The sequence below is a fragment of the Streptomyces umbrinus genome (assembly GCF_030817415.1).
Lineage (GTDB): Bacteria > Actinomycetota > Actinomycetes > Streptomycetales > Streptomycetaceae > Streptomyces > Streptomyces umbrinus_A.
On the sequence record NZ_JAUSZI010000002.1, the window covers coordinates 3785908 to 3798773 of the forward strand.

Sequence of the window (12866 nt, forward strand, 5' to 3'; positions counted from 1 at the left end):
CGTCCCTTTCCGGAGAGGTGTCACTTGGCGTAGAGCAGCGTCCCGAAGCCGAGCTGGTCGAAGCCGCCGCTGTTCGGGCCGTAGTCACCGCCTCCGCCTTCCGCACGCACCTTCTCAGCCATGGCCGTGATGTTCGGAACGGAGAGCCGACGGCGGCGCGCGTAGTGGTAGTGCAGGATCTCCCAAACGGGACGAGTCTCTCCACGCGCTATGCCGGAGATCACAGACTGCTCGTTGTACTTGCCCCTCCCGGTGCCGCTGCGCCAGGTGTACTTGGTGAAGGGCACGTCGCCACCGAGGTTGTACCTGGCGACGTACTCGGCGCCCTTCATGAACCGGCTGTCGTCGTAGCCGTAGAGGTCGACGCCCTGGTTCCAGGCCATCTCGCAGATCGCGCCCATCTGGCCCACGCCCATCGCGGTGTGCCCCTGGTCGCGGCCGGACTCCTGCCACTGGGCGAGGTCGTCGGACTCGTGGACGAAGGGGATGGCGTTCCCGATCGAGCCGTTGCCCGCGCCCTTCTTGAAGTAGTCCACCGCGCGGTCGAACAGGGCCCTGTCGTCGCAGAGGATACCGATCGCCATGACCGAAGCCACGTTGCACAGGTCCCAGTTGGCCCAGTAGTTGGTGATGACGGCGCCGTTGTGGTGGGTGAGGAAGTCCTCGTTCATGGGGTGGAAGACCTTGAGCATCATCTTCTGGAAGCGGGCCAGGTCGAAGCCGTCGTGGTCGCGCACCAGCTCGGCGGCGTTGGCGAACTGGTAGCCGTAGAGCCCGGCGGCCAGGAACCGGTCGGCGTTGCCGGTGACCGTGGTGAGCGTGGCCGACCAGGCGTTGAGGATCGCGACGGCCGCCTCGGCGTTCTCCTTCGTGCCCGCGATCTTCCAGCGCAGGGCGTTCTGGTAGGCGGCGTGGATGTCGTTGTAGAGGGACACGTAGTTCTGGCCGGTGCCGCCGCGGACGACCGTGGCCTGCGGCCTGGGGGCCCAGGTACTCGCGGAGTGCCGGTTGGCGGTCAGCCGCTGCCAGCCCGCCGTCCAGGGTTCCCGGCGGGCGGCGACGCGCACCTTGGCCCGGTTGAGGTCGCCCGCGTTGTGCAGCATTCCGGGGTGCGCGAAGACCGGCCTCCCGGCGGACTCGCCGGGCGACGGGGAGGCACCGGTCTGCGCCGCGTCGGCCGAGTCACCACCGCCCAACGAGACCGCGATACCGCCGACGGCTCCCGCGGCGGCGACACCACCGGCGATCTGGAGGGCGCTGCGGCGGCTGATGCGGTGCTTGTTGTGCTCTGCCACGAATAACTCCTGTGCGGATGGAGGGGCGTGTGCGCTGTGTGTTGCACGCGCTGTGTGTGGTGCGTGTGGTGCGTGTGCACAGGAGACGGAGGAGAGGCTTCCGGGATAACAGTTTTTCTCGTGAAGGCATGCGTCGCCCTAGGGGCAACCCCTGACAACACCCTTGTCCCGCACGGCAGTTGATGAGGGTCGCGGCCAGGGTCGGTGCCCTCCTCGGAGAGGATCCGCGGCAACGGCGTACGACCGGAGGATGAAGGTCACCGACCACCCCTTGGAGTCAGCCGATGCATCTCCGTATCCGTACCGCCTGTGCCGCCGTCGTGTTCCTGGGCCTCACCGCGGGGCCCCTGGCCGGGACCGCGCTCGCCGCCCCCTCGCCCACGGCGGTCGTACGGGAGACCGTGAGTCCGAAGACCGTGAGTCCGAAGACCGACAAGGCCTTACGCGAGGCGCTGAAGGGAATTCCGGACAAGGACACGACGGCAGCGCTCGTACGCGTCGGGGGCAAGGCCGGCACCTGGCGGGGCAGCGCCGGGGTGCACGACCTGGGGAGTGGCCGCAAGGCTCTGGAACACGGGCGTTTCAGGGCCGGTTCGACCACCAAGGTGGTCACCGCGGCCGTCGTGCTGCAGCTCGCCGCCGAAGGCAGGATCGACCTGGACGGACACGTCCAGACCTACCTCCCCGGCCTCCTCTCGAAGGCCTTCAAGCCCATCACCGTACGGCAGTTGCTGACCTTCACCAGCGGGCTGAAGCCGGGAGCGACGCTGGGTGACGTGAACGGTGAGGGGTACGAGCGGCGGTTCGAGACGCTGACCCCGGAGGCGGTCGTGGCCTCGTCCGTCGCCGCCGGCCCCGCCTTCTGCCCGGGCGAGCGGCAGAAGTACGCCAACATCGACTACACCGTGCTCGGCCTGATCATCGAGAAGGTCACCCGCGACACCTACGAGCACCAGGCGGCCGTACGGGTCCTGCGGCCGGCCGGGATGCGTCACACGTCCTTCCCCGGCGGGCACGACCCCCGTATCCACGGCCCGCACAACCGCGGCTACCAGATCCTGGCGGACGGCAGGCTGGTGGACGCCACCGAGTGGAACATGTCGGACCGGTGGGCCGCGGGCGACATGATCTCCACGACTCAGGACCTGGAGCGCCTGCTCTTCGCGCTGTTCCGCGGCCGCCTGGTCCCCCAACCCCTCCTGGACAAGGAGATGTTCACGCTCCCGGACGTGCCGAACGCGACGATGAGCGCCGGTCTCCAGCAGTTCAAGCTCGACGACGACACAGTCATCTGGGCCAAATCCGGCGCCAGGCCCGGCTACAGCACCGCGATCGCCGCCACACGCAATCTGTCCCGCACCCTCGTGTACTCGGTGAACGCGACCGACGCGAAGAGCGAGGAGATGAATCCGGTGGCGGAGCGGATCGTGGGGGCGGCGTTCGGAACGGGGAGCTGAGGATCCGGCCGGGGCGGCCCGGGGCCCTCAGCTCTGGGTCTCGCGCGGCCAGGCCACCGCTGTGGCGGCGCAGGCAAGGACATGAACGGCGACGAGGACAGTGAATGTGGTGGCGAGGGCGTCGGCGTCCTTCAGGCGTTCGGTGGCGATGGGCGGCGACCAGCCGTCCCGGATCACGGAGGCGGTGATGACGGCGCCGGCGGGTACGCGTGCCCGCGGGCCGAACCGCATGCGGCCGAGGTCACGCTCGGTCGCCGCGTCCGCGATGCGGTAGTAGGTGAGCCCGGTGTCCTCGCCGTAGTCGTCGGTGACGGGCTCGGCCTCGATGACGCGGACCTGCGCCGACTGCCCGGCCAGCTCGTGGAAGGCCCAGGGAAGCCAGCCCCGGCGCGGTGAAGATCAGAGCGGCTGCCGTGAGCCCGGGCGCCGCGGTCAGGAGCTCTCGCGGCGCGGCGTCCGCCATGTACGCGTGGACCCAGGAATGGCCGATCGCCAGACCCGTGGCGCCCGAGACGATGGCGAGGAGGACGAACACCGCCACCCATGACGTTCCGTAGCTGCGGGACGCCAGGACGACCAGGGTCGGTACGACGACCAGGGACCACGTCATCGTGAAGGTGAGGCGCCCTCGTCCGCGCAGGCGCGACCCCCTCACTCCGGCCGGTCCTCGACCGTGCCGTGCAGGGAGCGGGTGATCTCGTCGAGCGTGTCGAGTCCGGTCTGTACGGCGTCGAGCTCGTGGTCGAGGGCGGTCAGGTCCGGAGGGGCGGCCGAGGCGTCCGTCGCGGCCTGGAGGGACAGCAGCATGGCCCCACGCTCCGCCGCGGCTTCCAGGCGCAGTGCGGTGGCCTCCATGGTGGTGATCAGGAGCTGGCGCAGTTCGGCCAGGCGCTTCAGGGTGGCGGCGCGTTCGCCCGTGGCGCGCGCGGCGTCCTCCTTGGCCCGCCGCAGCGGGCCGTCGGGAAGGGCCCGGGCCTCTCCCTCCAGGCGCTCCTGGTCACGCCGCAGGACCTCGTGGTCGGCGGGTGTGCCGCTGGTACCACTGATGTCGATGACGCGGACCGCCTCGGCCGCCGCCGTCAGCCGGTCGGCCGCGGCCCGCACGGCGGTCGCCGCCGTCGCCAGCGTCGGCCAGAGCGAGGCGTTGGGGCTCTGCCTGCACTGGTGCTGCAGCCGGTCGGCGGCCGCCGACGCGCGGGTCAGCCATCGGGCGGCGTCTGCGGGCGGTTCGGACGACGGTTCGGAAAGCGGGTCGGACAGCGTGCCCGTCGGCCGATCCGCGCCCCGGGCGTCCGCCCGGCCGGTCGCGGGCCTCGCGGATACCGACGCCGCGGGGCGGGTGAGACGGCCGGTGAGGGCGTGCGTCCCCCATACGAGGCCGCCGACGCCCGCACCGACCGGCAGGGCGGCGGCGGCCGGGGCACCGGCGAGGAGAGCCGTGACGCTGCCCGCGACGGCGAACAGCGCGACCGCGGCGGCGGGAAGGAGACGGCTGCCCATCGTGTCCTCTCTGTTCCGTCTGTACTGCCCATGGGATGTGGTCTGTCGGTACCGCCCATGGGGTCGAGCCCGTCTTCACGTGCTGTGCTTCACGTGCTGTGCCGGGTCAGAAGTTGCTGATGACGGAGACCATCACCTTGTCGATGACCGCCGGGTCGCGGGCGTCGTAGGAGGTGGCCTTGGTGGCGGTGGCGATCTTCGTGAGCGTGCCGAAGTCGGCCTGGCCGCTGAAGGCGACGGTGAAGACGCGTACGGAGCGCTCCAGTCGACTGGCGTCGAGGTCGCGCAGAAGTGAGTCGAGGTCGTTGTCGGCCGGGTACTCGTTCCGTCCGTCGGTCAGGACGACGACGGCGTTGATGCGGTCGGTGTCCAGGTCGGCCAGCATCTCCTTCTGGGCGGCGCGCACGGTGGTGTAGAGGGCGGTGCCGCCCTCTGCGTTGAGCCCGTTGACGGCCTCGGTGAGCCGCTGTTCGTTCTCGCGGACGGGACGGGGCGGCACGATCTCCCGGTACGGCTCGGGGTGGTCGTCGGTCTCGGTGGAGAACGCCCACAGGCCGACCTCGTCGTCGGGGTGGTAGAGGTCGAGCGTGTCGGCGGCGGCCTTCTTGGCCGCCTCCATCCGGCTCTGTCCGCCGCCCGCGCTCTGGTTCATCGAGCCGGAGACGTCCATGACGAGCAGCACCCGGGCCTTCTTGCGCAGCTCGTCCCAGCTGTCCAGGACCGCCGCCAGCACGTCGGCCGCGGGCGGGTCGATCAGCGACAGGTTCCCCTGGGTCTGCTCGGACAGGCTGACCGAGCGGGCGAGTTCGCTGCCCGCGTTGCCCTCGTGGTCGCGGAATCCGGTCTGCTGGAAGCGGCGCTGCTGGGCGTCCTCCAGCAGGAACGCACGGAAATCGGCCGCCGCGGCCCGCTGGTCCTTGGACGCCGTGGGCAGCACCGCGAAGGGGTGGTCGAACATGAGCGTGCCGTCGGCCGGGTGCACGGCCACCAGAGGCACCTGCGGCTTCTTGCCCTTGCCGATCCGCTCGGTCTCGCCCGTGGGGCTGCCCTGGTTGTAGAGGTGGATCAGCTGTTCCTGTACGGCGATGGCGCTGGCGTACGACAGGGCCTGTCCGTCGGCGTCCGCCTCGGCGAGGTTGGCCATGTACGCGGTCGCGTCGGAGGCGTAGTGCAGGACACCCGCCTCGACCCCGGCCACGAACCGCCGGGTCTTGGGGTCCTCGACCTCTTTCACGGTGAGGTCGCTGGAGCGGCCGGTGGCGGCGTAGAAGGTGGCCACGGTCGCGCCGAGGCCCGAGGTGGAGGTGTGCGGGTTGTCCTTGCCCAGGCTGAAGCGGCCCCACTCGGGCCGCCCCTTCGAGGCCCAGCCCTTCTCCGTCAGCGACAGCACATCCCGCCAGCCGATCTTCTTCTCCGGCCAGCCGAGTGCCTCCGCCATCGGCCGGGGCATGCCGATCGCCAGCGGGCTGGTGGCAAGGGACTGCGGCTTCTCGTCGGTGAGCAGTTTGCGGTCGGCGGCGGTCGCGTCGCGCTGGAGCAGTGTCAGCCACAGCGAGGAGGACGGCGTCCACACCTGTGGTTCGGGCGCGCCGTCGCGCCGCTCGTCCCACCCCTGGGCCAGTGCGTCCTTGGCGACGCCGGAACTCGTCTCCGACACGGCCACTCGGGCGCACTTCCCGCCCGCGAGCTCACGCCCGGAGTCGTTGTAGTCCTCGGCCAGGTCGGAGAGCAGATCGCCCTTCTCCGTCGAGGAGTTCACCTCAAGCCGTACGTCGCAGTCGTCGTCCGAACCGCCGACGGCCGCGTTCACCACCACGCCGACGGCAACGAGGAGCACCAGCCCCACCACGACCGCCACCAGCATGGGCAGCCTGCGTGCGTTCCCCATGACACCCCCGTGTCCATGCCTCACCCGAGGCGGACTCACACACAATGAGACGCGTGTCATCACACGGTCTACACAGTGCGCTGCGATGTCAATGCCCTTTTCCACAAAGGAAGTTGGGGCGTTCGTGGGCCCGGCGCGGCACAGTTGAGGTGAGTCAGGTTCGGCATGGATTGAGATGATCTATGCGACCTGGAAGGGTTTGGCGTCGGTCGTCCGCCACCATGGCGACCACCATCGATCGCTGGAACAAGGGAAAGGTGTCGCCGACCATGTCACTCGCCCGCGTCCACAACTTCTCCATCTCACTCGACGGCTTCGGCACCGGTGAGGGCATGAGCCGTGACGCGCCCTTCGGCCACGCCGGCGAAAGGCTGCACCAGTGGATGTTCACCACCCGGTTCTGGCACGAGATGACCGGCCGTTCCGGCGGAACCGCCGGCCTCGACGACGCCTTCGCGCGGCAGTTCGAGCCCGGGATCGGCGCCGAGATCATGGGCGCCGGCAAGTTCGGCTACCCCGGATGGCACGAGGACCCGGACTGGAAGGGGTGGTGGGGGCCCAACCCGCCGTTCCACACACCGACCTTCGTCCTCACCCATCACCCGCGCCCGTCGATCGAGATGGAGGGCGGCACGACGTTCCACTTCCTCGACACCTCACCCGCCGAGGCGCTCGATACGGCCCGCGAGGCGGCGGACGGCCAGGACGTACGCATCGGCGGTGGCCCCACCGTGGTCCGCGACTTCTTTGCCGCCGGGCTCATCGACCGCCTGCACGTCGTGGTCGCCCCGATTCTCCTGGGCCGAGGCGTACGCCTCTGGGACGGACTGGAGGGCCCCGAGAAGGATTACGAGGTCGAGGCCACTTCCTCGCCCAGTGGAGTGACGCATGTGACGTTCACGCGTGCGGGCCTCTGAACACCTTGGTGAACCACCTCGGTGAACGACCTCGGTGAACTGCTGCGTTGAGCTGCTTCGGTCGAGGCCCGTAGGAAGTTTCCTCGGTTTCCTCGGTTTCCTCGTCACGCTTGATCGATCGCGCGGCCGTCTACAGCCCGTCTACAGCCCCGCGATCGCGTTCCATCGCTTCGCGAAGTCCGTGCGTTCCTTCGACGTGATGTCGCGTGCGATGGCGAGGCGCTTGCGCATGGCGGTGTCGGGGAAGATGAGCGGGTCCTCGGCGAGGGCGGCGGTCTCCTCGTCCTTGGCGGAGGCAAGGACGTCCTGGGCGGCCGGGACGGGGCAGACGTAGTTGACCCACGCGGCGAGTTCGGCGGCGACGGACGGCTCGTAGTAGTAGTCGACGAGGGTCTCCGCGTTCGCCTTGTGGCGGGCGAGGTTCGGGATCATCAGGGACTCGGACCAGAGTTCGGCGCCCTCCTCCGGGACGACGAACTCGATGTCGGGGTCGTCGGCCTGGAGCTGGATCACGTCACCGCTGTACGCCTGGCAGGCCAGTACGTCGCCGCTCGACAGGTCCTTGATGTAGTCGTTGCCGGTGAAGCGGCGGATGTGGTCCGTGCGGACGAGTTGGTCGACCTGGTCGCACATCGTGTGGAAGTCGTCGGCGGTCCACTTGGTGATGTCGACGCCGTTGCCCTGCATGAGCAGCGCGAACGCCTCGTCGAGACCGGAGAGGAGCGTGACGCGGCCCTTGAGGTCGTCCGCCCACAGGTCGGAGACGTGCCGGATCTCGCGGCCGACCCTGCGGCGGTTGTACGCGATGCCTGTGATCCCCGACTGCCACGGCACGGTGTGCCCCCGGCCCGGGTCGAAGGCCGGTGAACGCAGTTGCGGGTCCAGGTACTTGGTGACGTTGGGCTGCCTGGATCTGTCCATCTCCTGGACCCAGCCCAGGCGTACGAACCGCGCGCACATCCAGTCGCTGATCACCATCAGGTCCCGGCCGGTCTCCTGATGGTTCATCAGGGAGGGGCTGACCTTGCCGAAGAACTCGTCGTTGTCGTTGATCTCCTCGGTGTACGTGACCTGGATCCCGGTGCGCTTCTCGAAGGCGTCCAGGGTGGGGCGCCTCGACTCGTCCTCGTCGTCCGTGTCGATGTAGAGGGGCCAGTTGGCCCAGGTCAGGCGCTTGTCGGTGGCCGACAGGTCGCTTCTCGACCGGTCCGAGGGCGCGACGTACGCCGCCGGTACGCCGCAGCCGGCGGCCAGTGCGGTGGCTGCGCCCGTGCCGAGGGTGCGCAGCAGGGTGCGGCGGGAGATTCGCGTTCTCTGGTTCGGGTTCGCTGGCACGTGGGCAGCATGCCGCTTGCCCTGCCGGGCGGGCAATGGACGCTGCGTCGAGCCGTCCGGCCCGGGGACGACAGAGTGTCGCCCCCGCCGCCCTTACCCATTCCCGTCCCTTTCTGGGGGGCTACGCCCCCCAGACCCCCGCATCGCGCTGACGCGCTCGTCCTCAATCGCCGGACGGGCTGGAAGTAGGGGCGCAGCCCCGCCTTTCAGGGGCGCGGGGAACTGCGCGACCAACCACAGGCGATCCGCACCCGACACTCGACGACCGGGGGTTCGGGGGCGGAGCCCCTGAGTCAGGGACGGGAATGGGTAGGGGCGGCGGGGGCGGAAACACCACCTCGACCCACAACCCGCCCTCCCCCCGGGCCCGCGCCTCCACCACACCCCCGTGGGCCGCAGCGATCGCCGCCACGATCGACAAGCCCAGCCCGGAACCCTCCCGGGCTCGGTCCCGAGCCCGAACCCGCTCGGCCCCCACCCTCCGAAACGGTTCGAACAGCACGCCCACCTGATCCCCCGGCACCACAGGCCCACTGTTCACCACCCGCAAGGAGGCACACCCGTCGACGACCCCGGTCCAGACGGAGACCCAACCCCCCTCCCCCGGCGGCACGTTGTGGCGCACGGCGTTCTCGACGAGGTTGCTCACCAGCCGCCCGATCAGCTGCGGGTCCCCGACAAGCGCCGCGGGCGAGAGCTCGGCGGACACGCGGGGCCCGCCATCGGGCAACAGCTCGCCCGCCACCACGGACAGGTCCACGAACTCCCGCTCCGGCACCCCCCGTTGACTGAGCGCCAACGTCAACAACGCCTCGATCAACCGCTCCTGCTCCTGCCCGGCGGCCCGCATCCGAAGACAGGCGGCCCGCAGGGTCCCGGCATCGGCCCCGGGATCGGCGAGCGCCACATCGATGACGGCCTGCTGAAGCGTGAGCGGCGTACGCAACTCGTGCGACGCGTTGGCCACGAACCGCCGCTGCGCCTCGAAGGCGCCTTCCAAACGGGCGAGCAGATCGTCGAACGTGTCGGCGAGATCCTTGAGTTCGTCGGCCGGCCCGGCCACCGCGAGCCGCCGGTGCAGAGCGTCCGCGGAGATCCGCCGCACCGCCCCGGTCATTCTCCGCAGAGGCGCGAGCACCCGCCCGGCCACCAGCCACCCGAGCACGAGCGAGGCGAGCGCCATGACGCCGAGCGCGACCCCCGACTCGACGAAGAGCTGATGGAGCTGGTCGCTGCGCTGGGCGACCAACTGCTCACGTACGTATCCCTGGACCGCGGGCGCCCCCGCTCCCCTCGGAGGCACATCGGGCCTGGTCACCGACACCTGTTCGCCGCGCTCGGACATGAGGGCGTACGTGAGAGCCAGGAGCACCGCGCCCGCCACCACGAACAACCCGCTGTAGAGCAACGTCAGCCGCCACCGGATGCTCTGTGGCCCCCTGATGCCCCGCAGCCCGTGCAGGCTCTTCGGTCCACACATGCGCTTCGGCCCGCGGATCCGCAACACCGCGGGGAGCCCGAGACGCGCTCTCATACCCGGTACCCGGCCTGCGCCACCGTCTCGATCAACGGCGGTTCCCCGAGCTTGCGCCGCAGTCGGCTGACCGTCACCTTCACGGTCTGCGTGAACGGGTCGGCGGCCTCGTCCCAGGCCCGCTCCAGCAGTTCCTCGGCGGAGACCACGGCCCCGCCCGCCCCCATCAGCAGCTCCAGGACCGCGAACTCCTTCGGGCTGAGCGGGAGTTGGCGGCCGTCGCGGGACGCCACCCGTCGGGCGGGGTCGAGCCGCAGATCGCCGTGGACCAGAACCGGCGGCAGCGCCGGTTGGGCACGGCGCCCCAACGCCCGTATCCGCGCGACGAGTTCGGTGAACGCGAACGGCTTCGGCAGATAGTCGTCGGCGCCCATCCCGAGCCCCGCGACCCGGTCGGCGACCGTGCCGGACGCGGTCAGCATCAGTACCCGCGCCCGGCTGCCCCCCTCGGCCAGGGCCCGGCAGACCCGGTCTCCGTGCAGCCCGGGCAGATCACGGTCGAGTACGACGACGTCGTAGCCGTTGACCGTGGCCCGCTCCAGCGCCGCATGGCCGTCCAGCGCGATGTCGACGGCCATACCCTCTCTGCGCAGTCCCGCCGCGACGGTCTCGGCGAGCTCCTCGTGGTCGTCGACCACCAATACGCGCATCGGCATCTCCGGCTGCGTCTCCGGCTGCTGCGAACCCTGCGGCCAGCCTGCCCGCCGGGCGGTAACAGGGCGGTAAGAGCAACCGTTCCCGTGCCGTAACCGCCCACGCGCTGAGGTAATTCGAGGAGATCCGCTCCAGAGAACTCCAGAGACGCACCCAGGAGGATCCACATGCGAAGCACGACGAAAGGGCACCGCCGGCTGGCCGCGGCCTGCGCCCTGATCACCGCCGTCACGCTCGGCGGGGTGTACGCGGGCCAGGCCGTCGCGGCCGACCCGTCCGCCCCGTCGAGCGGCGGGTCGTCGTCGGAGCCCCCGAAGGACGACGACCCGGACGGTTCGACCGACTGGAAGCGCCAGGACGAGGCCTCCCGCGAGTTCACCGAGTGTGTGCGCGACAACGGCCTGGAGGACTTCCCCGACATCGTCATCCACACGGCGGACGACGGCGACGGCGTACGCGTACGGATCGACGCGGGCGAACGGACGAGCCGTCCCGACCCGGTCTCGAAGGAGTTCCGGAAGGCCGTGAAGGCCTGCAAGCACATCCTGGACGACATCGGCGTCGACTTCCCGGTCCCGCCGGACGAGCCGCCCGGCAAGGGCGACCGGCCCTGGCCCCCGGACTGCGGCGGCCGCGAGGAGCACAGGAACGAGAAGGGCGACAAGAGCGGGAAGGGGTCCGACGCAGAGCTGAGCGTCGCCGGACTCGTACTCACGGGGACCGCCTGACTCGTACGCGCCCAGCCACTCTGGTGACCGACACGGCACGGCCCCGAGCGGATCAACTCCCGCCCGGGGCCGTGCCGTTCACGCGGTCAGCCGAGGATCGTCAGCCCTCGATGGACGTCATCACGTGCTTGATCCGCGTGTAGTCGTCGAACCCGTACGCCGAAAGGTCCTTGCCGTAGCCGGACTTCTTGAAGCCGCCGTGCGGCATCTCCGCGACGAGCGGGATGTGGGTGTTGATCCAGACGCAGCCGAAGTCGAGGACCTTGGCCATGCGCATCGCGCGCGAGTGGTCCTTGGTCCAGACGGAGGAGGCGAGGGCGTACTCGACGCCGTTCGCCCAGTCGACGGCCTGCGCCTCGTCCGAGAAGGACTGGACGGTGATGACCGGGCCGAAGACCTCGTTCTGGATGATCTCGTCGTCCTGCTTCAGCCCCGACACCACGGTCGGAGCGTAGAAGTAGCCCTTCTCGCCGACGCGGTGGCCGCCCGCCTCGACCTTGGCGTGGGCGGGCAGGCGCTCGATGAAGCCGGTGACCTGCTTGAGCTGGTTCGGGTTGTTGAGCGGGCCGTACAGCACGTCCTCGTCGTCCGGCATGCCGGTCTTCGTGTCTGCGGCGGCCTTGGCGAGCGCGGCCACGAACTCGTCGTGGATGGACTCCTGGACGAGGACGCGGGTGGCGGCCGTACAGTCCTGGCCCGCGTTGAAGAAGCCCGCGACCGAGATGTCCTCGACGGCCTTGGCCATGTCGGTGTCCTCGAAGACGACGACCGGCGCCTTGCCGCCCAGCTCCAGGTGAACGCGCTTCACATCCTTGGCAGCGGACTCGGCGACGGAGATGCCCGCGCGTACGGAGCCGGTGATCGACGCCATGGCGGGCACCGGGTGCTCGACCATCGCACGGCCGCTGTCACGGTCGCCGCAGATGACGTTGAAGACGCCCTTGGGGACGATCGAGCCGATGATCTCGGCGATCAGGACCGTGGAGGCGGGAGTGGTGTCCGACGGCTTGAGGACGACCGTGTTGCCGGCCGCGAGCGCGGGGGCGAACTTCCACACGGCCATCATCATCGGGTAGTTCCACGGCGCGACCTGCGCGCAGACGCCGACCGGCTCACGGCGGACGATCGAGGTCAGCCCCTCCATGTACTCACCGGCCGCGCGGCCCTCCAGCATGCGCGCCGCGCCCGCGAAGAAGCGGATCTGGTCGACCATGGGCGGGATTTCCTCGGACCGGGTGAGACCGATGGGCTTGCCGGTGTTCTCGACCTCGGCCGCGATCAGCTCCTCGGCACGCTCCTCGAAGGCGTCCGCGATCTTGAGCAGGGCCTTCTGGCGCTCGGCCGGGGTCTGGTCGCGCCAGGCCGGGAAGGCCGCGGCGGCCGCTGCCATCGCGGCGTCGACGTCGGCCTGTCCGGACAGCGGCGCGGTGGCGTAGGCCTCGCCCGTCGCGGGGTTGACCACGTCGGTGGTCCGTCCATCGGCGGCATCGCGGAATTCTCCGTCGATGTAATTGCGCAGACGACGCAGCTCGGTGCTCACTGCCGGCCCTCCAGTCAG

The 12866-nt window shown here is 70.0% G+C and carries 11 protein-coding genes; 3 read left to right on the top strand and 8 right to left on the bottom strand.

Annotated elements, in window-relative coordinates; all coding sequences use genetic code 11:
* Window positions 1–20: 20 nt before the first annotated feature.
* Window positions 21–1295, bottom strand: coding sequence for an alginate lyase family protein (locus QF035_RS16515; protein WP_307521103.1), 1275 nt, complete (start codon window positions 1293–1295; stop codon window positions 21–23).
* A 284-nt stretch (window positions 1296–1579) separates the two neighbouring features.
* Between QF035_RS16515 and QF035_RS16520 the strand changes: the two genes are divergently transcribed.
* On the top strand, window positions 1580–2752 hold the full coding sequence (locus QF035_RS16520) for a serine hydrolase domain-containing protein (protein ID WP_307521104.1): 1173 nt from the start codon (window positions 1580–1582) through the stop codon (window positions 2750–2752).
* 27 nt (window positions 2753–2779) lie between these two features.
* Here QF035_RS16520 and QF035_RS16525 read toward each other — a convergent pair whose 3' ends face one another.
* From QF035_RS16525 to QF035_RS16535, 3 genes are all read right to left on the bottom strand, one after another.
* A complete protein-coding gene (locus QF035_RS16525) occupies window positions 2780–2983 on the bottom strand; it encodes a hypothetical protein (RefSeq protein WP_307521106.1) in 204 nt (67 codons plus the stop codon).
* 420 nt (window positions 2984–3403) lie between these two features.
* Window positions 3404–4252, bottom strand: coding sequence for a hypothetical protein (locus tag QF035_RS16530; RefSeq protein WP_307521107.1), 849 nt, complete (start codon window positions 4250–4252; stop codon window positions 3404–3406).
* Window positions 4253–4358: 106 nt separating this feature from the next.
* A complete protein-coding gene (locus QF035_RS16535) occupies window positions 4359–6140 on the bottom strand; it encodes a vWA domain-containing protein (protein ID WP_307521108.1) in 1782 nt (593 codons plus the stop codon).
* 269 nt (window positions 6141–6409) lie between these two features.
* Between QF035_RS16535 and QF035_RS16540 the strand changes: the two genes are divergently transcribed.
* Window positions 6410–7057 carry a dihydrofolate reductase family protein gene (locus QF035_RS16540; RefSeq protein ID WP_307531173.1) on the top strand — a complete coding sequence of 216 codons (648 nt, stop codon included), beginning with the start codon at window positions 6410–6412 and terminating at the stop codon, window positions 7055–7057.
* Window positions 7058–7198: 141 nt separating this feature from the next.
* On the opposite strand, the gene QF035_RS16545 is transcribed toward QF035_RS16540, so the two are convergent.
* The 3 genes from QF035_RS16545 to QF035_RS16555 form a co-directional block, all read right to left on the bottom strand.
* Window positions 7199–8362: a polyamine ABC transporter substrate-binding protein gene (locus tag QF035_RS16545; RefSeq protein ID WP_307531175.1), complete on the bottom strand. Its 1164-nt coding sequence runs from the start codon at window positions 8360–8362 to the stop codon at window positions 7199–7201.
* Window positions 8363–8555: 193 nt separating this feature from the next.
* On the bottom strand, window positions 8556–9926 hold the full coding sequence (locus QF035_RS16550) for a sensor histidine kinase (RefSeq protein WP_307521109.1): 1371 nt from the start codon (window positions 9924–9926) through the stop codon (window positions 8556–8558).
* The gene (locus QF035_RS16555) at window positions 9923–10576 is read right to left on the bottom strand and encodes a response regulator transcription factor (RefSeq protein WP_055615118.1); all 654 of its coding nucleotides are present in this window, start codon (window positions 10574–10576) and stop codon (window positions 9923–9925) included. Before QF035_RS16555 ends, QF035_RS16550 begins: the two co-directional genes overlap by 4 nt.
* Before the next feature lie 171 nt (window positions 10577–10747).
* Here QF035_RS16555 and QF035_RS16560 point away from each other — a divergent pair, with 171 nt between their 5' ends.
* Entirely contained in the window at window positions 10748–11308 is a 561-nt protein-coding gene (locus QF035_RS16560; protein WP_307521111.1) for a hypothetical protein, read from the top strand.
* A gap of 100 nt (window positions 11309–11408) precedes the next feature.
* On the opposite strand, the gene QF035_RS16565 is transcribed toward QF035_RS16560, so the two are convergent.
* Window positions 11409–12848, bottom strand: a complete 1440-nt coding sequence (locus QF035_RS16565) for a gamma-aminobutyraldehyde dehydrogenase (RefSeq protein WP_307521112.1) — start codon at window positions 12846–12848, stop codon at window positions 11409–11411.
* Window positions 12849–12866: the final 18 nt, after the last annotated feature.